20 protein-coding genes and 1 pseudogene are annotated in these 20,252 nt (G+C 71.4%); 13 read left to right on the forward strand and 8 right to left on the reverse strand.

Annotated elements, in window-relative coordinates:
• Positions 1 to 172 precede the first annotated feature (172 nt).
• Positions 173 to 676: a cupin domain-containing protein gene (locus ABD481_RS15425; protein ID WP_344666328.1), complete on the reverse strand. Its 504-nt coding sequence runs from the start codon at positions 674 to 676 to the stop codon at positions 173 to 175.
• A gap of 138 nt (positions 677 to 814) precedes the next feature.
• Here ABD481_RS15425 and ABD481_RS47380 point away from each other — a divergent pair, with 138 nt between their 5' ends.
• The 3 genes from ABD481_RS47380 (at position 815) to ABD481_RS15435 (ending at position 2,667) form a co-directional block, all read left to right on the forward strand.
• Positions 815 to 898, forward strand: a complete 84-nt coding sequence (locus tag ABD481_RS47380; protein ID WP_425559184.1) for a putative leader peptide — start codon at positions 815 to 817, stop codon at positions 896 to 898.
• A 118-nt stretch (positions 899 to 1,016) separates the two neighbouring features.
• Entirely contained in the window at positions 1,017 to 2,036 is a 1,020-nt protein-coding gene (locus ABD481_RS15430) for an LLM class flavin-dependent oxidoreductase (protein WP_344666329.1), read from the forward strand.
• A gap of 235 nt (positions 2,037 to 2,271) precedes the next feature.
• Entirely contained in the window at positions 2,272 to 2,667 is a 396-nt protein-coding gene (locus ABD481_RS15435) for a hypothetical protein (RefSeq protein WP_344666330.1), read from the forward strand.
• 25 nt (positions 2,668 to 2,692) lie between these two features.
• Here ABD481_RS15435 and ABD481_RS15440 read toward each other — a convergent pair whose 3' ends face one another.
• Both ABD481_RS15440 and ABD481_RS15445 read right to left on the reverse strand, forming a co-directional pair.
• Positions 2,693 to 3,337 carry a helix-turn-helix transcriptional regulator gene (locus tag ABD481_RS15440; protein ID WP_344666331.1) on the reverse strand — a complete coding sequence of 215 codons (645 nt, stop codon included), beginning with the start codon at positions 3,335 to 3,337 and terminating at the stop codon, positions 2,693 to 2,695.
• A 60-nt stretch (positions 3,338 to 3,397) separates the two neighbouring features.
• Positions 3,398 to 4,195, reverse strand: a complete 798-nt coding sequence (locus ABD481_RS15445) for a response regulator transcription factor (RefSeq protein WP_344666332.1) — start codon at positions 4,193 to 4,195, stop codon at positions 3,398 to 3,400.
• A gap of 189 nt (positions 4,196 to 4,384) precedes the next feature.
• Between ABD481_RS15445 and ABD481_RS15450 the strand changes: the two genes are divergently transcribed.
• The 7 genes from ABD481_RS15450 (at position 4,385) to wecB (ending at position 10,524) form a co-directional block, all read left to right on the forward strand.
• On the forward strand, positions 4,385 to 5,266 hold the full coding sequence (locus ABD481_RS15450) for a choice-of-anchor P family protein (RefSeq protein ID WP_344666333.1): 882 nt from the start codon (positions 4,385 to 4,387) through the stop codon (positions 5,264 to 5,266).
• Positions 5,263 to 5,943: a PIG-L deacetylase family protein gene (locus ABD481_RS15455; RefSeq protein WP_344666334.1), complete on the forward strand. Its 681-nt coding sequence runs from the start codon at positions 5,263 to 5,265 to the stop codon at positions 5,941 to 5,943. Before ABD481_RS15450 ends, ABD481_RS15455 begins: the two co-directional genes overlap by 4 nt.
• Positions 5,944 to 6,041: 98 nt before the next feature.
• Positions 6,042 to 7,394: a glycosyltransferase family 2 protein gene (locus tag ABD481_RS15460; protein ID WP_344666335.1), complete on the forward strand. Its 1,353-nt coding sequence runs from the start codon at positions 6,042 to 6,044 to the stop codon at positions 7,392 to 7,394.
• On the forward strand, positions 7,391 to 7,942 hold the full coding sequence (locus ABD481_RS15465) for an archaeosortase/exosortase family protein (protein ID WP_344666336.1): 552 nt from the start codon (positions 7,391 to 7,393) through the stop codon (positions 7,940 to 7,942). The genes ABD481_RS15460 and ABD481_RS15465 overlap by 4 nt, the downstream gene beginning before the upstream one ends.
• Positions 7,939 to 8,427 (forward strand): hypothetical protein, encoded by a 489-nt coding sequence (locus ABD481_RS15470; RefSeq protein ID WP_344666337.1) that lies wholly within the window; start codon positions 7,939 to 7,941, stop codon positions 8,425 to 8,427. Before ABD481_RS15465 ends, ABD481_RS15470 begins: the two co-directional genes overlap by 4 nt.
• A 1-nt stretch (position 8,428) precedes the next feature.
• Positions 8,429 to 9,364 (forward strand): ATP-grasp domain-containing protein, encoded by a 936-nt coding sequence (locus ABD481_RS15475; RefSeq protein ID WP_344666338.1) that lies wholly within the window; start codon positions 8,429 to 8,431, stop codon positions 9,362 to 9,364.
• Positions 9,361 to 10,524, forward strand: coding sequence for a non-hydrolyzing UDP-N-acetylglucosamine 2-epimerase (wecB, locus tag ABD481_RS15480; protein ID WP_344666339.1), 1,164 nt, complete (start codon positions 9,361 to 9,363; stop codon positions 10,522 to 10,524). The genes ABD481_RS15475 and wecB overlap by 4 nt, the downstream gene beginning before the upstream one ends.
• Before the next feature lie 207 nt (positions 10,525 to 10,731).
• Here the strand turns inward: wecB and ABD481_RS15485 are convergent, their stop codons facing one another.
• On the reverse strand, positions 10,732 to 11,472 hold the full coding sequence (locus ABD481_RS15485; protein ID WP_344666340.1) for a hypothetical protein: 741 nt from the start codon (positions 11,470 to 11,472) through the stop codon (positions 10,732 to 10,734).
• A gap of 97 nt (positions 11,473 to 11,569) precedes the next feature.
• Here ABD481_RS15485 and ABD481_RS47385 point away from each other — a divergent pair.
• A pseudogene (locus tag ABD481_RS47385) lies at positions 11,570 to 12,079 on the forward strand (HAD-IIIA family hydrolase); the annotation flags it as partial.
• 79 nt (positions 12,080 to 12,158) lie between these two features.
• Here the strand turns inward: ABD481_RS47385 and dprE2 are convergent.
• The 4 genes from dprE2 to coaE all read right to left on the reverse strand — a co-directional run bounded on the left by dprE2 (position 12,159) and on the right by coaE (position 16,074).
• Complete coding sequence (gene dprE2 / locus ABD481_RS15490) at positions 12,159 to 12,914, reverse strand: decaprenylphospho-beta-D-erythro-pentofuranosid-2-ulose 2-reductase (RefSeq protein WP_344666341.1); 756 nt, start codon at positions 12,912 to 12,914, stop codon at positions 12,159 to 12,161.
• 82 nt (positions 12,915 to 12,996) lie between these two features.
• Positions 12,997 to 14,382: a decaprenylphosphoryl-beta-D-ribose oxidase gene (gene dprE1 / locus ABD481_RS15495; RefSeq protein ID WP_344666342.1), complete on the reverse strand. Its 1,386-nt coding sequence runs from the start codon at positions 14,380 to 14,382 to the stop codon at positions 12,997 to 12,999.
• 48 nt (positions 14,383 to 14,430) lie between these two features.
• The gene (locus ABD481_RS15500; RefSeq protein WP_344666343.1) at positions 14,431 to 15,435 is read right to left on the reverse strand and encodes a decaprenyl-phosphate phosphoribosyltransferase; all 1,005 of its coding nucleotides are present in this window, start codon (positions 15,433 to 15,435) and stop codon (positions 14,431 to 14,433) included.
• Between the two features lie 9 nt (positions 15,436 to 15,444).
• Positions 15,445 to 16,074 carry a dephospho-CoA kinase gene (coaE, locus tag ABD481_RS15505; RefSeq protein ID WP_344666344.1) on the reverse strand — a complete coding sequence of 210 codons (630 nt, stop codon included), beginning with the start codon at positions 16,072 to 16,074 and terminating at the stop codon, positions 15,445 to 15,447.
• A gap of 109 nt (positions 16,075 to 16,183) precedes the next feature.
• On the opposite strand from coaE, the gene ABD481_RS15510 reads away from it, so the two are divergent.
• Both ABD481_RS15510 and ABD481_RS15515 read left to right on the forward strand, forming a co-directional pair.
• A complete protein-coding gene (locus ABD481_RS15510) occupies positions 16,184 to 17,932 on the forward strand; it encodes a N,N-dimethylformamidase beta subunit family domain-containing protein (protein ID WP_344666345.1) in 1,749 nt (582 codons plus the stop codon).
• 252 nt (positions 17,933 to 18,184) lie between these two features.
• Entirely contained in the window at positions 18,185 to 20,227 is a 2,043-nt protein-coding gene (locus ABD481_RS15515; RefSeq protein ID WP_344666346.1) for a N,N-dimethylformamidase beta subunit family domain-containing protein, read from the forward strand.
• The last annotated feature ends 25 nt before the right edge of the window (positions 20,228 to 20,252 follow it).

A 20,252-nucleotide genomic window follows, 5' to 3' on the forward strand; every position in this document is an offset into this window, starting at 1 on the left:
TGAATGCTGGCTGGAGTGTCAGTGTCGGTGTCAGTACCGGTGTCGGGAGTCGGTGCCGGTGCCGGTCCATTTCCGGAACAAGAGGAGCCGGTCCTACGCGTCGACCAGCAGGACCCGCGCCGACACCCGCGCCTCGGCGGGCCGGGCGTCGGTCGCGTGGCCGTCGGTCATGTCAGGCCCGGTACTGGTCGTGGCGGGCGTAGAGCTCGTCCCATTCCTCGGGGGTGAGCTGGCGGCCCTCGGCGCGGATCGCCGCGAGTTCCTCGAAGTACGGTTCGCGGGGCGCGCCGGGGGCGAACAGCACCAGCATCGAGGCGGCCGCGCCGGTGGTGTTGGCGAAGCTGTGGACGCCGCCGGGCGGGACGAACAGGTAGTCGCCGGCGGTGGCCTCGCGCCAGGTGTCGCCGTCGTAGAGGGCCACGCTGCCGTCGAGGATGAAAAAGGATTCGGAAAAGGTGCGGTGGTAGTGGCCCTCCTTGGCGGGGGTCGGTTCCGGGTCGGCGGGCAGCAGGTCCCATCGGTAGAGGCCGTACAGGCCGTCGGTGGTGGCGCCGGTGGAGAGCAGGCTGACGCGCGACCGCTGCCCGATGCGCAGTTCGGGATCGGTGGCGGCGGTGCGGAAGGTGGCGCTGACCTCGCCCTGGTCGGCGAGGTAGCGCGGCGACGGGTATGACATGGCTTTGACCTTAGGGTGCCGGGCGGCGGCCGGGGTAGGGCCGATGCCGGCCCGGCGCGATGGGCCATTCGGTCCGGATCCTGAGACACGGAATCGCCGATATTGACGTTCTCTGAGAAGCGCTGTCATTCTCAAGACATGGGACGCGCCGCTTTTCTTGTGGCTCGCCGGCATGTCGATCTGGGACGTACCGCGAGCGCTATCTGTTCTGGGTGCGCTTAGCTCAATTCCGGAGCTGAGCTGCGGTTATCGCAGCCAATGAAGCAACAAGCTTCTGTCTCCGAAATATTCGGAGCCCTTTCCTCTTCGTATCCGAAGAATCCCATTTCAGAGAGCTCTCATGCTTCATCTCATCGCATCCCTGCACGTCCCCGGAAATCACGAGGTCGACGACTTCGTCGATCTCGCCCGGACCGCCGAGCGCGGCCTGCTGGACTCGGTGTTCCTCGACGACTTCCTCGCCCTGCCGGGGCCGGACAGCGTGGTCGCCGGCGGCCTGGAGCCGCTGACGCTGCTCGCCGCCGTGGCCACCGCCACCGAGCACATCGGCCTGATCACGACCGCCTCGACGACCTTCTCCGAGCCCTTCCCCCTGGCCCGTTCCCTGGCCTCGCTGGACCACATCTCGCACGGCCGCGCCGGCTGGAACATGGGGACCGGCGGCGGCCTGGACGAGGCGGCCAACTTCAGCATGGACGAGCCGGTCGAGGCCGCGGTCCGGTACGAGCGCGCGGCGGAGCTGCTGGACGTCGTCACGCAGCTGTGGGACAGCTGGGCCGACGACGCCACGGTGCGCCGCGAGCGCGTGCGGGAGATCGAGCACATCGGCCTGTTCTTCAAGGTGCGCGGGCCGTTGAACGTGCGGCGGACCCCGCAGGGCTGGCCGCTGCTGGTGCACCGCGCCGAGCCCACGTCCGACGACATGGAGTTCGCCGCGCGGTACGCCGAGGTCGTGTTCACCGGCCAGCGGGACATCCGCGAGGCCGCCTCGTTCGCCTACGAAGTGAAGTCGCGCGCAGCGGCATACGGCCGCGAACCGTTCCTGCCACTGATCGTGCCCGGCCTGGTCCCGACCGGCTCGGCGGAACAGATCGCCGACCTGATGCAGGAATGGGCCGAGGCCGGCGCCGCGGACGGCTTCGCAGTGCACGCCCAAGCCGCACCCGGCGGCCTGCCCCGCTTCGTCGACCACGTGGTCCCGGTCCTGCAACGCCGCGGCCTGTTCCGCACCGCCTACGACGGCGGCACCCTGCGCGAACGCTTCGGCCTGCCCCGCCCCGAGGACCACTTCCCCGCCTTCGAGGCCCAGACCCTGCCCCGCCCGGCCCTCGCCTGGCCGGCCCTCGCCGCCGCCGTGTAGCGGCCACCATGAGCTCCGCGTCCCGTTCCTGCCGGCCGGGCGCGGATCAGACCGGGGCGGCCGGGTTGTGGGAGGGTCGGCCGCCCCGGGTTCACGGCGCTGTTCACGGCTCTACCGGCGCTGCGCGGTGAGCTGCTTCAGCACGGTTTCGAGGTCGCCGGTCCTGGCGCGTGGGGAAGGCCGCGCCCCAGAAAAACCAGAAGGCGTCCGCCACCCGCGCGCGTACCCTCGGCCCATGGCATTCGAGGATCTGTTCGCCGAGGTCATGTCCACCTCCGACCGCTTCGGCCACCGCCAGCACGTGCACCTGACCTGGCTCGCGGTCCGCTCCGTGGGGACCGGCGAGGCCGTTTCGCTGGTCAGCACCGGGATTCAAGACACCGCCCGGTACGCGGGCGCGCCCCAGAAGTACCACGCCACGATGAGCCGCGCGTGGGTCGAGCTCGTCGGCCACCACACCGACGCCCATCCCGTCGATGATTTCGATCGGTTCGCCGAGGGCAATCCGGAACTGCTCGACAAGCGGCTGCTGACCCGCTTCTACCACTCGGCCACGCTGGCCTCCGACGCGGCGCGCGCCGGGTGGGTCGGTCCGGATCGGGAGCAGTTCCCGTGGCTGGTGGAAGCCTGATTCGCCGGCGGCCTTCCGGGCCTTCTCACACCATCGGCGGCTCGACGAGCCCATAGCTGACCGCGCAGGCGGCGGCTTGGAGCCGCGAGTTCACACCGAGCTTGGTCAGCACCGACTGCGTGTGCGTCCGGACGGTCGTGATGGAGATGCCCATCGCGGCGGCCATGCCTCCGGTCGACATGCCGCGCACCAGTTGGGTGAGGACTTCCAGCTCCCGGGGCGTCAGCGTGCCGGTGAGCGACGAGGTCCCCGGTTCCCGTCCCAGCGGCGGGGGCTTGGTGGTCACGGCGTGCCGGACCAGCACCGGGTCGTAGTAACCGGCGCCGGTGTGGAGCCGGTCTATCGCGGCGACGATCTCGTCGAGGCTGCGCCGCTTGGAGATCAGTCCGTCGACGCCGGCGGTGATCAGCGCGTGCAGCGGCCCGGCGGATTCCTCGCTGGTGAGCGCGAGGGTTTTGGCGCTGTGGAGGGTCGCGGCGTCGGTGAGCGCGCCGAGGTCGTCGGTCGGCCGGCCGAAGTCGGCCACGCAGACGTCGGCCTCGGCCGGCGGGGAGTCCGGCAGCCGGCGCGGGTCGAGGCACACGCCGACGACGTGGTGGCCGCGCTGCGCCAGGACTGCCGCGAAGGCTTCGGCGAACAGGCGGTACGCGTCGCAAAGCAGGACTCTCACACCCGGGACAACGAGGCCACGAAACCTTGGTCACCCTTTCGGAGCAATTCGCCACCCGGATCAGGGTGCTGGATCCCCCAGTCCGGCGGCGCGGGCGATGGCGGCGGCCTCAAGCATGCTATGGGCTCCGAGCTTGGCCAGGATGCGGCCGATATGGGTCTTGACGGTGTTCTCGGAGATCCGCAGCCGGACGGCTATCCCGCGCCGGTCCATCCCCTCCACCAGGCACGCCAGGACGGTGCGCTCACGGTCGCCGAGGGCTGCCAGGGCCGCGATCCTGGCGTCCGCCGTGGCGCCGTCGGCGTCGCCGAAGCGCGCGGGGGTGGCGCCGGATCCGTCACGGCGTGCGGAATCCGTCGAGGTCGCGGTGCCGTGCATGGGGGTGCCGCGCATAGAGGTGCCGCGCATGGTCGTACTGCGCATGGCCGTGCTTCGTAGCGCACCCACCACCAGTTCCGGCGGCATGTGGAACTCGCCGCGCCGGACCGCGTGCACCGCCTCCAGCAGTTCGTCGCCGGAGGCCCGGTGCGGGACCCAGCCTTGCAGGCCGTCGCGCAGGGCCTCGGCGGCGTCCGCGGTCGCGGTCACCGGCCCGAGCATCAGCACACTGGCACTTCCGGTGCGGTTCAGGGCGGCGAGAAGGCGTCCGGGGTAGCGGCGGGCCACCGCGACGTCGAGCAGGACCAGCGTCGGCTGGTACTCGGCGACGGCGTCGAGCAGCTCCTCGGCCGCCGCGACCACCGCGGCCACGGTCAGGCCGTCGCGCGCCAGGTAGGCGGCCAGCGACTCGCCCACCGCGCGCAGCGCGTCGCAGACCACGATCGTCCCGTCCGCCATCTCCCGCCCCCAGGTTGTCACCAAGCCGTCGGTACGTCATCAGCAGGTGGTCGGTACTCCGAATGCACGAGGCCGAAGTGACGGCGCCTGCACGATCCCCTTTTCCGGTCCGGAGAAGAGACTACGGGTGAGCGGGCCGTCACCACATGCGTTCGGCCCACTTTCGCATGCTTCCCCGAATACGAGCACGAGATGAGGAGTACTCCCCTTATGAGGGCACTTCGACGAGGCCTGGCCTCCCGCGGTTTGGGGGTCGCCGCGGCGGGCACGGCGCTGTGCCTGGGCTGCACCACCAGCGCGACCGCCGCGCCGGCGGCCGTGGGCGGCGCCGCGTTCGGTGTCTCCGCCGACGTGACGCTGCTGGCCGGCCTGCACCTGCAAGTGGCGCAGGCGCCGAAGGTGACCCTGCCGGCCCCCGGCGGCAGCACGACCCCGGTGACCGGGCACCTCGCGACCTTGGCCGTGGGCACCCTGGCCTCGCTGGGCGTGCTGGACGTCAGCACGGTCGGCACGCCGTCCGGCGGCAGCGTCCACAGCACCGCCGACGTGCAGAGTCTGGCGGTACCGGCCTTGATCACCGGCGACAACGCCGTGCACTCGCAGTGCACCGCGAACGGCACCGGCGCCTCGGGCGGCAGCAACCTGGTGGGCCTGGTGATCGCCGGGCAGAAGGTGGCGGCGAACCCGGCGCCGAACACGCATATCAGCGTGGCGGGCGTCGCGGACGTCGTCCTGAACGAGCAGGCGCCGACCGGGAGCGCTGACTCGCCGGGGATCACGGTCACTGCGGTGCATATCAAGCTGCTGCCGGGCCTGCTGGGGCTGGGAAGCGGCGACGTCTCCGTCGCGCAGTCGCAGTGCTCGCTCACCGGCGGGCCGTCGATGCCGGTCGGGGCCGTCGGCGGGATCGCGCTGACCGGGGTGCTCGGGGTGTTGTTCACCGGGTACCAGGTGCGCAAGCGGCGTTCTGGTAGGTCGATCGCGGTGGCTGGCGCGGGTGGGTCGGGCGGATCGGGTGGGTCAGGCGGCCCTGGCGGGTCGGGTGGCCCGGAAGGTCCGGGCGGCTCGGGCGGTGAAGGGACGAGTGCGTGAGGGTGCTCGCCGTCGGCGCGCACCCGGACGACGTGGAACTCGGGTGCGGTGCCTCTTTGCTGGCGCACCGGGCCCGCGGGGACCGGGTCGGGCTGCTCGTGCTCACCGGCGGTGAGCACGGGCCGCAGGGCCAGTCCTCGCGGATATCGGAGCAGGAGATCGCCGCGTCGATCCTCGGGGCCGACCTGTTCTGGGGCGGTTTCGAGGACGGCGCGGTGCCCGAGGGCCGGGCCGCCGTGGCCGTGGTCGAGGCGGCGATCCGCGCCACGGGTGCGGACGTCGTCTACACCCACAGCCCGCGCGACAGCCACCAGGACCACCGGTGCGCGGCCGCCGCGACGCTCGCGGCCGGACGGCATGTCCGCAGGATCCTGATGTATGAGACGCCGTCGTCGATCGGGTTCACACCGACGGTGTTCGTGGACGTCGCCGAGCATCTGCCCGGCAAGCTGAAGGCGTTGCGAGCACATGTTTCGCAGGTGTCGAAGAACGACCTGGTGGATCTGGACGCAGTACAGGCGCAAGCTCGGTACCGAGGATTTCAGGCGAGGCTTTTGCACGCCGAGGGATTCGAGACCGAGCGGTTCGCGTGGGACCTGGCGGCGGACACTGTCAGCACGGACTTCCCGCAGTCGCAGGGTATTGAGTACGCCGACGCACGTCCGGCAAGCCGGTGAGGCGCGCCGCCCACCGCCGTGTCCCGGCCGTCCGGCTGCCTGCCGGATGGCCGAGACACGCTTTGCTGATCGGTGGGGCGCTGACAGCGTGGTCGGTATTGGGCACCGCGCTCCTGACGAGCGTCGCCGTGTATGCGCTCGACATCGTTTTCCTCTGCTTCTTCCTCCGGCACACCGCGTTCGCGGTCTCGGCGCTCCGGCACGCCGGGTCCGAGCAGATCGCCTCGTCGAAGGCTGACACGCTCGACATGTCCGGTGCCGTGGGCTACCGGCCAGCGGTGTCGGTGCTGGTGTCGTGCAAGAACGAGCGGTTCGTCGTCGAACGGCTCGCGACCGAGCTGCTGGCCCTGGACTATCCGGCCGAGCTGCTCCAGATCGTCATCGTCGACGACGGCTCCGACGACGGCACCGGCGAGATCCTGGACGCGCGCGCCGCCGTCGAACCGCGGCTGCTGGCGCTGCACCGACCCGCCGGTTCCGGTCCGCCGGGCAAGTCCGCGGCGCTGAACCACGCGCTGCCGCGGCTGACCGGCGAGATCGTCGTGGTCTTCGATGCCGACCACCGTCCGCACCGCGACAGCCTGGCGCTGCTGGTGCGGCATTTCGAGGACGCGGGCGTCGGGGCGGTGCAGGGCCGGTGCCGGATCCGCAACGCGGCCGACGCCCCGCTGACCCGGCTGATCACCGTCGACTATCTGGCGGGCTACCTGGTCAACGAGTTCGGGCGGCAGTCGGTGTTCGGGCTGCCGGCGTACGGCGGTGCGAACTGCGCGATCCGGCTGTCGGCGCTGCGTGATCTGGGCGGCTGGAACGTGCACAGCGTCACCGAGGACACCGATGTGACGCTGCGGCTGCTGCTGTCCGGGCTGCGGGTGCGGTACGAGCCGGCGGCGGTCGACGACGAGGAGGGCGTCACGACCGTCCGGCGGTATTGGAAGCAGCGGTATCGGTGGGCGCGGGGGCATCAGCAGGTGTGCCGGGACTACCTGCGGCACGTTGTGCGTGCGTCGCATTTGTCAGTGCTCGAACGTGTCGAGACCGTGATGTTCCTGCTGGTCTACCACGTGCCGGTGGCCTCGTTGGCGGCCTTGGGACTCCTGGGGCTGGCGATGGCCGGGGTGGCGCCGGCGGCGTCGGTGCCGGGCGGTTTCGTGCTGTGGACACTGCTGTTCCTGGGGCCGTTGCTGGAGATCGGCGGCGGGATGCTGCTGGCCCGGACGCGGCGCTCCGACGTGCTGGCGCTGGTCTGGTTCCTGCCGATGTTCCTGATCTCGGCGGTGCTGTGCGCGAAGGCGTGGGTCGACGGGCTGTCAGGGTCCTCCTACACGTGGGTGCGCACAGATCGGGCGGCGGCGCCGACTGGTCGGGCTCCAGGGCGGGTGCCTGGGCATGCTTCCGGGCACGTTCCGGGGCCGGCTCCAGCGCGGGCTCCAGGGCAGGTGGGGTCGTGAGGCTGGAGCCGTGGCGGGTTCTCCTCCGCATCGGGTTGCTGATCGCCGGAACCGTGCTCGGCTTCGTGCTGTTGCAGGACCGGATGCGGGGGTTCGAGACCGCGACGACGGTGGAGGTGCTGCATCTGTTCGGCATCCACTCCGTATCGCGGGGTTATCAGGCGTCGATCATCGTCGACGCCGGTTCGCACGGGCGGTTCGCGGCGCTGATCACGGCCCCGTGCTCGTCGCTGGCCTCGCTGCTGGCGCTCGCGGGGCTGACGGTGCTGCGTCCGCCGGCCGCCAGGACGCGGCTGGCGGTGGCCGCGGTGGCGGCGATGGCGCTGGTGTTCGTCGGCAACATCGCCCGGATCGCCGCGTCGATCGGGGTCGGGCTGCTGGTGGGACCGTCGGCGCTGGTGTTGTTCCACGACTGGGTCGGTTCGTTGTTCGCGTTCGCGTACACATTGGGAGGGTTCTTACTCATGCTGTGGTGTCTGCTGCCCCGGGACGGGGTGGCGCTGGAGGACTTGTGCCGGGCCGTACCTGACGCGGGAGGTGCGGCGTGAGCGCGGAGCCGGTGGTGTTCGCGGTCGGCGGGTCGCTGGTCGCGGTGGCGGCCGTCCGCAGTGCCCTGATGCGAGCGGCGGTGCGGCGTCAGCTGCGGACCGCTTTGAACGCCGTGGAACCGGCCGCGCGGGTGGCGGCGGTGCAGACCGCCGGGGAGAACGGGGTCGGACGCAATGCGCGCCTGTTGCTGGCGGTCGCCGAGGCCGAGGAGGACATCTGGGTGCGGCAGGCGCTGGCGCAAACCGTCATAAGGCATCGGTGGGAGCCGGCGGCCACGGAGACGTTGGTGCGGCTGCGGATCTGGGCCAAGCAGGAACTGCTGTGGGGGCAGTTGGAGGCGCCGGTGGTGCCGGTTGTACCGGTCGTGCCGGCGGTGATCGAGGCGGCGCCGCTGGTGATCGAGGCGTCGCCAGTGGCCGAGGCAGGCATCTCTGGTGCCTCTGTGCAGGCGTCGTTATCGGCGACCGGTTGGTGGGAGGAATAGCATGGCGGACTCGGTCCTGGTCACGGGCGCAGGCGGGGCAGCGGGGATCTCGGTGCTGAACGCGCTGCTCGCGGCGGGAGTACGCACCGTCGCAGTGGATTGCGATGCGATGGCTGCGGGTTTGTCGCTCGGGCACGCGTCGGATGTCGTGCCGCCCGCCCACGATCCCAAGTTCGTCGACGTCCTCGCCGAGCTGGCAGTGTCGCAGGGGGCTGACGCCGTCGTGCCGACGGTCGCCGAGGAACTGATCGCACTGGGGGCGCGGGCCGACGACCTGGCCGACAGCGGGGTCGCGGTGTGGGTGCCGTCCCAGCGCACGGTCGAACGCTGCTCCGACAAGGCGTTGTTCGCAACCACGCTCGGCGAGGCCGGGATCGCGACGCCGGCCACCGGATGGGTGGCGTCCGATGTGTCAGGGCCCTGGATCGTCAAGCCGCGCAGCGGGCGCGGGTCGCGGGACGTGTATCCGTGCGACTCGGCCGAGGAGGTGACGTGGGCGCTGCGGCGGATGCCGGAGCCGATCGTGCAGACGCGGCTGGCCGGACGGGAGTTCACCGTCGACGCCCTGGTCGACCGGGACGGCCGCTTCGCCGGCGGCGTGCCGCGCTGGCGCCTGGAGACCCGCGGCGGCATCTCGACCAAGGGTGAGACGTTCGCTGATGACAGGGTACTGATAGGGGCCGCGGCCGTGCTGGACGCGGTGGGGCTGCGCGGGGTGGCGTGCGTCCAGGGATTCGTGACGGAGGACGACGACGTGGTGTTCGTCGAATGCAACCCGCGCTTCTCCGGCGGCCTGCCGCTGTCCCTGGCCGCCGGCGCCGACCTGGTCGGCGAGTACGTGCGCGCCGTCCGTGGCCTGCCGGTCCGCAGCTCGCGGCTCGGATACCGGCCCGGCGTGCGGATGACCAGGCGCTTCTGCGAGGTGTTCGAGGGATGAGACTCACGATCCCGTTCGGCACCCGCCCGGAAATCGTCAAGCTGGCGCCGGTGGTCCGCGCCCTCCGCGCCCGTGACTGGCCCACGCGCCTGGTCTTCACCGGCCAGCACTTCGACCCGGCCCTCGGCGAGGAGTTCCTCAGCTCCCTGAATATGGAGCCTGATGCCCGCTGGACCCTGCCGGCCGACCCCGCCACCGCCCTCGGTGCCCTGCTGCACCACGCGGTCGACGAGATCGCAGCCCACCCCACCGACGCGATCCTCCTCCTCGGCGACACCATGACGGTGCCGACGTTCTGCCTGGCCGCCCGGCGCGCCTGCGTCCCGGTCCTGCACCTGGAGGCCGGGCTGCGATCGTTCAACGAGACGTCGATAGAGGAGGTCAACCGCCGCATCGCCGCCGCGACCGCCTCCCTCCACCTGGCACCCACCGCCCTCGCGGCCCAGTTCCTGCGCGCCGAGGGCGTCGACCCATCCCGGATCCACGTGGTCGGCAACACGGTGGTGGACGTGGTGCGCGAGGCGGGCATCGCACGCGTCCCCTCGGATGCGCGCAGGGGCGTACTGGTGACGGCCCACCGCGCGTCAACGGTCGACTCCCCCGCCCGCCTCACCGCCCTGGTCGACCTCCTGACCCGAATCGCCGCCCTGACCCGCCACGACCCCGCCCTCGGCCCGGTGACCTTCCCCCTCCACCCCCGCACCCGCGACCGCCTCACCGCCACCTACCTACTGCCACGCCTGACCGACGCCGGCATCCACCTCGCACCGCCACTGCCGTACCACGAGATGCTGGCCGCGCTGGCGTCAGCACGCGTAGTGGTCACCGACTCCGGCGGACTCCAGGAGGAGGCGGCGTGGTTCGGCGTACCGGTGGTGGTGCTCCGCCGCTCGACTCCGCGGTGGGAAGGCGTCGCGGCCGGATCGTCCGAGCTGGTCGGCCTGGACAGCGACGCGGCACTGGCCGCGGTAACGCGATTCGCAGACGCGGCGGAGGCGAAACGGATCGCCGCCCTGGAATGCCCCTACGGCGACGGCTTCGCCGCCACACGCGCAGTGAACGCCATCGCCACCGCCGAGGAAGCCGGCCTGCTGCGATTCCGCGAACCAGACTTCGTGGGCCGCCCCGCGCCGGGCCTGAGCACAGGAGCCACCGCATGAGCCGCCAGATGAGCACAGGAGCCACCTCATGCCACTGACCGGCGGCCGCAACCCCACACCGAACAACTCACCCCTCACCCCAACCACCCGCCACGGCACCCGCGCCGCATCCATCGACGCAGTCCTCTGCGACCTCGACGACACCCTCTACCCCCAACAGTCCTGGCTCGACGGCGCCTGGCAAGCAGTAGCCCGCGCGGCCGGCCGCTACGGCATCGACGAAGCAGCCTTCCTGGCCGCGCTACAGGCCGACGCCGCGCTTGGCACGGCGCGCGGCGGGATTATTGACCGCGCGTTGGAGGCGGTTGGGTATGGGGTTGGGGTGGATGGGGCTGGTGGGTTGGTCGGGCCGAGCGGACCGAGCGAGCAGGGCAGGCTGGTCGCACCGGTGACGCCAACGCCGCCAGTCGCCTCAGCACCAAGCGCGCCAGCCACGCCGATCGCGACACCGCCAGCTGCCTCGGCCGCCTTGGTGCCATCAACGCAGGCCGCGTCGGCCGCACTGCCCTTGGCCGCATCAACACCAGCCGCGCTGATCGCATCACTGTCAGCCGCCTCGGCCGCGTCAACGCAGGCCGTGTCGACGCCAGCTACGCCGACCGCGCCGGTCGCCTCAACGCCAGTCCCGACCATGCCAATCGCGACACCGCCAGCTCCAGCTGCCTCGGCCGCGTCACCGCAGGCCCCGCCAGCCGCATCAACACCAGCCACGCCGATCGCATCGCTGTCAGCCGCCTCGGCCGCATCAGTCCCGTCATCGCCAGTCGCGGCCGCGTCACCGCAGGCCCCGTCGACCGCGCCAGCCGCGTCAACGCCGGCCGCCCCGACCGCGCCGCTCGCCTCGGCACAAGCCACCCCAACCACACCGCTCGCGTCGCCGCCAGCCGCACCGGCCACACCGGCCGCGCCGTCGCCACCGGCCACCCCGACCGCGCCGTCAGCCGACACCGCCCCGAGCTCGGTCCCGAGTGGAGAACTCGCTTCTTCCCTTTCCCCCGCCCCCCTCCCCGTTCCCCCATCCCCTCTCCTCGTCGAGCTCGTCACCGCCTTCCGCGCCCACCGGCCTGCGCGCCTGGAGCCTTATCCCGGGGTCCGCGCGGCGCTTGCCCGCCTGCGGGCGGCCGGGATTCGGCTCGCGGTGGTGACTGATGGGGATGTCGCGGTTCAGGAGTGGAAGGTGCGGGCTTTGGGGATCGGGGCGTTTTTCGACAGTGTGGTGGTTTCTGATGCGTTGGGTGGGCGGCAGTGGAGGAAGCCGCATGGGGCGCCGTTTCGGGAGGCGTTGAGGGATCTCGGGGTGGGGCCGGAGCGGTGTGTTGTGGTGGGTGATCGTCCTGATAAGGATGTTAGGGGGGCGGTGCGGATGGGGGTTAGGGCCATTCGGGTGGAAAGTGGGGAGTATCGGGGGGTGGCTGATGAGGTGGGGGTGTGGCATACGGCTGCTGACTTCGGTGCGGCTGTCGACTGGTTGTTGGGGCCTGGCGAGGGAGATGCGGAGGGGGGCGCGGGGGCGGGAGCGGCGTCCGGGGCTCCCGCTCCCGCGCCCGGGCCGTGATGCCGAAAGCGGCGGCCCGGCCAGGATCGGTCGGGGGCCGCCGCTCGGGCAGTGGCTGGGCAGTGGCTGGGCTGCCGACCTACATCGGCAGCTTGCGGAAGATCGGGCGCGGGACGTGGCGCAGGCCCGACATCACGTAGCGGAAGGCGCCGGGGGCCCAGACGGTGTGGGAGCCGCGGCGGAGGCCGGTGAGGATGGCGTCGGCGACGGCTTCGGGGGTGGTGGACAGGGGGGCCTTCTCCATGCCCTTCGTCATCTTGGTGTCGACGAAGCCGGGGCGGACGACCATCACGTGGACGCCGGTGCCGACCAGGGAGTCGCCGAGGCCCTGGGCGAAGGCGTCGAGGCCGGCCTTGCTGGAGCCGTAGATGAAGTTGGCCTTGCGGGCCCGTTCGGCGGCCACCGAGGACAGGACCACGAGGGCTCCGTGGCCCTGCTTCTTCAGGGCCTGGGCCACCACGATGCCGCTGGAGACGGCGCCGGTGTAGTTGACGTGGGCCACCGCCGCCGCGCGGGCCGGGTCCTTCTCGTCCTCCGCCTGGTCGCCGAGGACGCCGAAGGCCATCAGGACCACGTCGACGTCGCCGTTGGTGAAGACCTGGGACAGGACCTTCTCGTGGTCGTCGGTGGCGGCGGCGTCGAAGGCGACGACCTCCACCGTGGCGCCGAGCTGGCGCAGCTCGGCGGCGTTGTCCTCCAGCTGGCGGGAGGGCCGGCCGGCCAGGTAGATCTTCTTGGTGCGCAGGGCCGCCATCTTGCGGGCGGTGGCCATGGCGATGTCCGAGGAGCCGCCGAGCACCAGCAGGGACTGGGCCGCGCCCAGGGAGTCCTTCATATTCGTTCCTATCCGTTCATCGCTGCGGAGGCTGCGGAGGCGCTGCGGAGGCTGCGGAGGCTCTGCCGAGTGGACCCGGCCGCTACAGGTGCAGGCGGCGCGCCTGGTCCGACATGAACACCTGGTGCGGGTCGATCTCGGCCCGCAGTTTGCGGAAGGCCTCCAGCCGCGGGTACATCTCGGCCATCAACTCCGGCGCCATCCGGGAGTCCTTGGCCAGGTACAGCCGTCCCCCCGCCTCCAGGACCTTCTCGTCCAGGCCGTCCAGCAGCGCCGCCAGGCCCGGGGTGTTGGTCGGGAAGTCCAGCGCCAGCGTCCAGCCCTGGGTGGGGAACGACAGGTAGCCGGAGTTGCCCGCGCCGAAGCGCTTGAGGACCGTCAGGGCGGCCGGGGCGCCGTGGGCGGAGATGCGCTCCACGATCTGCCGCAGCGTGTCCTCGGCCCCGAACGGCACCACGAACTGCCACTGCAGGAAGCCCGCCGGCCCGTAGACGCGGTTCCACTCCATGATCCCGTCCAGCGGGTGGAAGAAGGCCCCGACGCCCTGGATCACGCCCTCCTTGCGGACCGGCGCCTTGCGGAACCACATCTCGTTGAAGACCCGGCCGGTCATCTTGTTGAGCAGCCCGTTCACCGGGACCGGCGGGACCGTGCCCAGGGACAGCGGGGCGAACTTGCGGGGCTCGCGGCGGACCTTGGCCGGGAGCTCGTCCAGCTTCGCGAAGTCGCCGCAGGTCAGCACCGAGCGGCCGAGGTTGCGGCCGGTGGACAGGCAGTCGATCCAGGCCACCGTGTAGGGGTACTTGTCGTCGGTGGCGGCCAGCTCGGCCATCACGCCGTCCAGGTCCGGCGCGCGCCAGATGTCGGCCTTGATGCGGGCCGTCTCCACCTTCTTGAAGGCGATGGTGGCCTGGGTGACGATGCCGGTCAGGCCCATGCCGCCGGCGGTGGCCCAGAACAGCTCCGGGGTGCCGGCCGGGGTCAGCGTGCGGATCTCGCCGTCGGCGCCGAGCAGGTCCATCGCCAGCACGTGCTGGGTGAAGGAGCCGGCGCTGTGGTGGTTCTTGCCGTGGATGTCGGCGCCGATCGCGCCGCCGACGGTGACGTAGCGGGTGCCCGGGGTGACCGGCACGAACCAGCCCAGCGGGAGCATGGTGCTCATCAGCTGGTGCAGGCTGACGCCGGCCTGCGCGGTGACGATCCCGCGCTCGATGTCGATGTTGAGGATCTTGTTGAGCGAGGTGGTGCGCACCACCCGGCCGCCGCCGTTCTGGGCCGGGTCGCCGTAGGAGCGGCCCAGGCCGCGGGCGATGACACCGCGGGGCCCGGCGCCGGTCACCAGCTCGGAGAGCTGCTCCAGCGCGGTGGGGTCGGCGACGTCGGCCACCGAGGGGCTGGTCATGCCCCAGCCGTAGAGGCGCTCGGGGTGCAGTCCGGCGCCGGTAGAAGTCTCCTGTGGCAGTGCCACGTCTCTCACGTCCCTAATAGCAAACCGAAGGTACCGCCGGCGCGGGGCTCAGCCGCGGGAGCCGACCAGGATCACCCCGGTGGCGAAGACCGCGACCCACACCACGCCCAGGCCCAGCATGACGCGGTCCTTGAGCACCACGTCCTCGGGCTCGCCGGCGCTGCCGCCGTCGATGAACATCGCGTACCGCAGGAAGATGAACACCCACGGGATGACCGAGATCTCCAGCCACGGCTTGGCCGACTTGTGGGCCAGGTCCGGCGTGGAGGCCAGGTAGAACGCCCACAGCGAGTAGGTGACCACGGTGATCGTGGCCGCGGCCTGCCACACGAAGCGCAGGTAGCTCTGCGAGTACTCGGACAGCGACTTGCGCGAGGAGGCCGCGTCCTCGCCCATCAGCACCATCTCGGAGTAGCGCTTGCCGGCCACCATGAACAGCGATCCGAACCCGGTGGTGAGCAGGAACCACTGCGACAGCTCCAGGTCGGCCGCCACGCCGCCGACGATGGCCCGGAGCAGGAAGCCGGAGGCCACCATCGCCAGGTCCAGGACCGGGACGTGCTTGAGCCACAGCGAGTAGACGATGTGCAGCACCATGTACACCGCGACGACCAGGACCGTGGTCCAGTTGGCCAGCAGCGCGATCCCGAGCGCGATCACGCCGCACACCGGGCCGACGACCAGCGCCACCGGGATCGGCACCCAGCCGGCCGCGATCGGCCGGAACCGCTTCTTGGGGTGCCGGCGGTCGGACTCCACGTCCATCACGTCGTTGATGTAGTAGATGCACGACGCGGCGAAGCAGAACGCCACGAACGCGATCGCCGAGGTGCGCAGCACGTCGGCCTGGCCGAGCTTGGCCGCCGCCAGGGGGGCGGCCAGCACCAGCACGTTCTTCACCCACTGCCGAGGCCTGGCCGCGAGCACCAGGGCCACCGGCAAAGAGGGGCGCTTGCGCAAGTCGGCGGGGAGGTCGGCAGCAGAAGCAGAGGTCGCCGCGGGCTGGGAGTTCGGCACCTGTGCTTCGGCAGACTGTGTGGGGAGGGATGTCACCGGGTTAACCTATCGGATCCTTGAATCGCGGAGCGTGACCAGTTCGGACCACAGGCGGTCCGTTTCCAGGTCGAGGTCTGCCAGCGACCCGTTGTTCGCGATCACGTAATCCGCCGCCGCCAACCGGTCCGCTCGCGAGGCCTGGGCCGCCATCCGCGCCGTCGCGTCTTCACGGGACATGCCGCGGTTGGCGAGCAGGCGCGCATACCGGACCTCGTCGTCGGCGTCGACCACGATGACCGCCGCGTATCCGCGGTCCGATCCGCCCTCGACCAACAGCGGAATATCGTAGACGACTATGCCGCCGCGCGGGGCGGAAGCGGCCCATTCGGCCATCAGGGCGCCCACCCGGGGGTGGACGATGGCGTTGAGGGCGGCGCGCCGGGCCGGGTCGGCGAAGACGACGGCGCCGAGGCGGGCCCGGTCCAGGGCGCCGTCCGGGCCGACGACCTCGGAACCGAACTCCTTCACGACCTCGTCATAGCCGTCGGTACCGGGCTCGACGACGGCGCGCGCCGCGAGATCGGCGTCGACGACGGTGGCGCCGTGGGCCTTCAGGCGTTTGAGGACTTCGCTCTTGCCGGAGCCGATGCCGCCGGTCAGGCCGACGTTGAGGGTGTCGCCTTCTGAGGCTTCCATGGGGCTCCGTTCGTTTCGCGATGGCCGTCTTTAGAAGGCTAACGTTGCGATGCACGAACGGGGTCACTGAGTGCCACCGTTTGCCACCCCCTGTCTGGAACGGATGCCGATGGACAAACCGCCCTCTGTGGCCACCGCGGGCAAGACGGCGCGCTGGAAGTCCGTCGCGGGTTCGGCGGTGCTGGCGGCCGGCGTGTTCGCCATCGGGTACGGCTGCACGGGCGGTTCGGCGCCGGCGGCGGCGAAGCCGGGTCCGCCGGTGACGGTGAGCACCCAGACGCCGGAGCCGCCGTCGAAGGTGGGGACGCCGCCTCCGGACCGGGACAAGCCGTCGTCGGCGGCGTGCGCGACGCGGCGCCGGCCGGCGGGCTGGGCGCGGGCGGAGAACGCGCGGCCGGGGGACGCGGGGTGGCGGGAGAGCTTCGACACCGACACGTCGATAGTGGCGGGCTATCTGGACCAGGTCAGCGCGGCGTGCGGGGACACGGTGGGCTTGCACCTGTCCGGCTACGTGTCGACGGCGTCGGTGACGGCGTATCGCATGGGCTGGTACGGCGGCGCGGGCGGCCGGGTGGTGTGGAGCACGCCGAAGGTGTCGGTGACGGCGAGCCCGGTGAAGTACTCGGGGCCGCCGACGTACACGGCCGAGGCGTCGTGGCCGGTCGCGACGCGGATACCGATCACGGAGGACTGGACGCCGGGTCTCTATCTACTGGTGGTGCGCGCGCGGCCGCATGACGCGGGTGACGCGATCCCGTTGGTGGTGCGGGACGACAGCGACGGCAACGGGGTGCCGGGCAGCGGGAGTTCGCCGTTGCTGTTGCAGGCGTCGGTGCTGACGTATCAGGCGTACAACAACTACGGACGGTACAGCCTCTATTACGGTCCGAAGGACCAGTCGGGGAAGCGGACCGACCGTTCACGGGTGGCGTCGTTCGACCGGCCGTACAACGGCGACGGCTACCAGGCGCCGTTCCTGTACGACATCCCGCTGGCCGCGGAGACTGAGAAGCTGGGCCTGGACGTCGACTACACGACGGATGTGGACGTCGACCGGCGGCCGAGCCAGGTGGCGGCGCACAAGGCGCTGCTGATCGGCGGGCATTCGGAGTACTGGACGCGGCGGATGTACGACGCGGCCGTCTATGCGCGCGACAACGGGACCAACATCGCTTTCTTCGGCGCGAACGAGGTGTACTGGCACGCGCGGCTGGAGCCGTCGCCGGCCGGGCCGGACCGGCGGATGGTGGTGTACCGGCAGGCCGCGGAGGATCCGCTGGCCAAGAGCGATCCGGCGCAGGCGACGGTGTTGTGGGACTCGCGGGAGTTGCAGCGGCCGGAAGCGACGCTGGTCGGGCCGGCGTACGGCGAGCTGGGCGCGAACGGCGGCGCGTTCCGGGTGCTGCAGCCGGACTCGTGGATCTTCGCCGGGACCGGTGTGACGCAGGACCAGACGCTGAAGGCCTCGCTGGGCGGCGAGTACGACACGGTGAAGAACGACTTCGCGACGCCGAAGGACATCGACGTGATCGCGGCGGCGCCGATCCTGTTCAGCGGGCAGCCGACGATGGCGACCATGTCGTACTACTCGGCGGCGTCCGGGGCCGGGGTGTTCGCCGGGGGCATGACGTACTGGGACTGCCAGCTGACCGCGTCGTGCAAGAACCACGAGACGGACCCCGGCACCTCGAAGCTGCTGGCCGCGATGACTGACAACGTGCTGCGGGACTTCGCGCAGGGCCCGGCCGGGAAGCGGCACCCGTCCACGCACCGCCCGGCACCGGCCGCCCGGGCGCTGATCGGCTCGGCGGCGGCGCAGTCCGACGTCGGGATCGGACCGCCGACACCTGCCGGTTAGGCCGCCGGAACCGCTTGTCAGTAGCCTGTCGCCACCCCCTGCACGGTCGGGTTGCGGCGCGTCCGCGCACGCCTGCCCGCGCTCGGCGAAATCAGTCCGCGAGGATAGGCAACCTGGCGGTGCTCTGACTACGTCAAGTAGGTGGGTGGGGCGCGGCGGGAGCGCGGTGCCCGCGGCGGGACAACGGAACAGGAGTCTGGTAGTGCGGGGACGCGTGCTGGCGCGGGTTGGGGCTTCCCGGGTTCGGGCGGCATGACGGGGGGCGCCATGGTTCCCGGGTCGGTGGACGATCCGGGGACGGACGGGGGTGCGAGCGCGGCTGCGGCCGAGCTGCCGAGTGTGACCGAGGCTGTGCTGGCGCTGGCCGGTGCACTGACCGAGCAGCATGCTGAGCCGACAACCGAATCACCCGCGAACGCGCAGACCGCGGGTCTCCCGCCATTCCTGTCCCCCGCCGAACCACCGCCGCCGGCCGACTACCTGCCGGTCTACGCCGCGCCGCCGACCATCCCGGCCCCGACTCCGACAGCGCCCCCGATCTCGGCCCCCTCCTCCCCCCTCGACGGCCTCAACCTCTGGCGCGGTGTCTCCCTCGCCGGCCGGGCGACTCGGCTCGGGCTGGCCGCGGCCGTCGTCATCGCCTGTGCCGCGGACCTGCCGGGGCCGCGGTCGGCGCCGGTGATCGATGATCAGCAGACCGCGGTCAGCGCGCAGGAGCGGACGCACCCCGGGGGCGGGTTGTTCCCCAGCGACAACGGCAAATCCGGGAAGGCCGGCGGGGAGATCCTGCCGTCGGCCGGGATCAAGGCCGGGGAGCCGGACTGCGCGCCCGAGCATCCCGCCGGGTGGTTGCGGGAGGAGAACCAGATCCCGGGCACGACCGCGTGGCAGGACGCGAAGCACACGCGCGCCGGGTCGGTGAACGGGTACTTGAACCGGTCCAGCGTCCAGTGCGGCGACACGGTGACCGCGTACCTGAGTTCGCCGGTGCCGGTGTCCGGGGCGACGCTGTCGGCGTACCGGATGGGCTACTACGACGGCGCCGGCGGCCGCCTGGTCTGGCAGACCAAGCGTCTGAGCCTCGGGCCGCAGGCGCAGGCCACGGTGACCGGGAAGGACCTGCTCACCGAGGCCCCGTGGAGGCCGACGCTGACCTTCCACATCACCGGCCAGTGGACCCCCGGCTACTACCTGCTGGTGGTGCGCGCGCCGGGGCAGACGCCGTCGTCGATCCCGCTGGTGGTGCGGGCCGACGGGGACACCGCGCCGCTGGGCTTCCAGGCCAGTGTGCTGACATACCAGGCCTACAACACCTTCGGCGGGCACTCGGCGTACGCCGACTCCTCCCGGAAGGCGGCGGCGAGCTCCGAGGTGAGCTTCGACCGTCCGTACGAGGACGGCGGCTACTACTCGCCGTACCAGTACGAGCTGCCGGTGATCCGGGAGATGGAAAAGCTCGGCATCGATACGGACTACTTCACCGACCTGGACGTGGACGGCGATCCGGCCCAGCTGAAGCTGCACAAGGGCGTCGTCACCGGCGGGCACTCGGAGTACTGGACCAAGCGGATGTACGACGGCGCCGTCGCGGCCCGTCAGGCCGGGGTGAACCTGGCCTTCTTCGGGGCGAACGGCGTCTACACCGCGGCCCGCCTGACCGGCTCCCCGACCGGCCCGGACCGGCGGGTGGTGATCCGGCGCACCACGGTCGGCGACACTGTGGCGGCGGCGGATCCGTCGCAGGCCACGGTGAACTGGGCCGAGCCGCCGCTGAGCCGGCCGGAGGCGTCGCTGCTCGGGCAGGGCTACGGCTATCTGGGCGCCAACGGGTCGTTGCGGGTGCTGCATCCGGGCTCGTGGATCTTCGCGAACACCGGCGTCGCCGTCGGGCAGGTGCTGCGCAACACGGTCGGCGGCGAGTACGACCAGGTGGAGCCGAACAAGCCGACGACGCCGCGCGACATAGACGTGCTGGCGGCCATGCCGATGCGGTACGCCAACGGGCACGCCGGCATGGCCACGACGACGTACTACGTGGCCACGTCGCAGGCCGGCATCTTCGACGCCGGGACGACGTACTGGCCGTGTGTGATGTCCGGCGACTGTCTGCACCTGGCGCCGACGCCGCCGGAGTCGCGGCAGGTGATAACGCAGATGACGGACAACATCCTGACGGCGTTCGCGGCGGGTCCGGCCGGACTGGCGCATCCGTCGACGCCGAACCTGCCGCCGTCGCCGGAGGGCCTGGTGGGGTCGGCGAAGCAGCCGGGCGACGTGGCGCTGCGGAGCTACTGAGCGGTCAGGCAGGCGCGCGAGGGAC

Origin of the sequence: Catenulispora yoronensis, from assembly GCF_039531695.1 — a bacterium.
Lineage (GTDB): Bacteria > Actinomycetota > Actinomycetes > Streptomycetales > Catenulisporaceae > Catenulispora > Catenulispora yoronensis.

Excerpts from the sequence above, each read along its gene's own strand:
- ABD481_RS15425 (WP_344666328.1), bottom strand. The coding sequence starts at position 676 with ATGTCATACCCGTCGCCGCGCTACCTCGCCGACCAGGGCGAGGTCAGC.
- ABD481_RS47380 (WP_425559184.1), top strand. The coding sequence starts at position 815 with ATGGGACGCGCCGCTTTTCTTGTGGCTCGCCGGCATGTCGATCTGGGA.
- ABD481_RS15430 (WP_344666329.1), top strand. The coding sequence starts at position 1,017 with ATGCTTCATCTCATCGCATCCCTGCACGTCCCCGGAAATCACGAGGTC.
- ABD481_RS15435 (WP_344666330.1), top strand. The coding sequence starts at position 2,272 with ATGGCATTCGAGGATCTGTTCGCCGAGGTCATGTCCACCTCCGACCGC.
- ABD481_RS15450 (WP_344666333.1), top strand. The coding sequence starts at position 4,385 with ATGAGGGCACTTCGACGAGGCCTGGCCTCCCGCGGTTTGGGGGTCGCC.
- ABD481_RS15475 (WP_344666338.1), top strand. The coding sequence starts at position 8,429 with ATGGCGGACTCGGTCCTGGTCACGGGCGCAGGCGGGGCAGCGGGGATC.
- wecB (WP_344666339.1), top strand. The coding sequence starts at position 9,361 with ATGAGACTCACGATCCCGTTCGGCACCCGCCCGGAAATCGTCAAGCTG.
- dprE2 (WP_344666341.1), bottom strand. The coding sequence starts at position 12,914 with ATGAAGGACTCCCTGGGCGCGGCCCAGTCCCTGCTGGTGCTCGGCGGC.
- coaE (WP_344666344.1), bottom strand. The coding sequence starts at position 16,074 with ATGGAAGCCTCAGAAGGCGACACCCTCAACGTCGGCCTGACCGGCGGC.
- ABD481_RS15510 (WP_344666345.1), top strand. The coding sequence starts at position 16,184 with ATGGACAAACCGCCCTCTGTGGCCACCGCGGGCAAGACGGCGCGCTGG.
- ABD481_RS15515 (WP_344666346.1), top strand. The coding sequence starts at position 18,185 with ATGACGGGGGGCGCCATGGTTCCCGGGTCGGTGGACGATCCGGGGACG.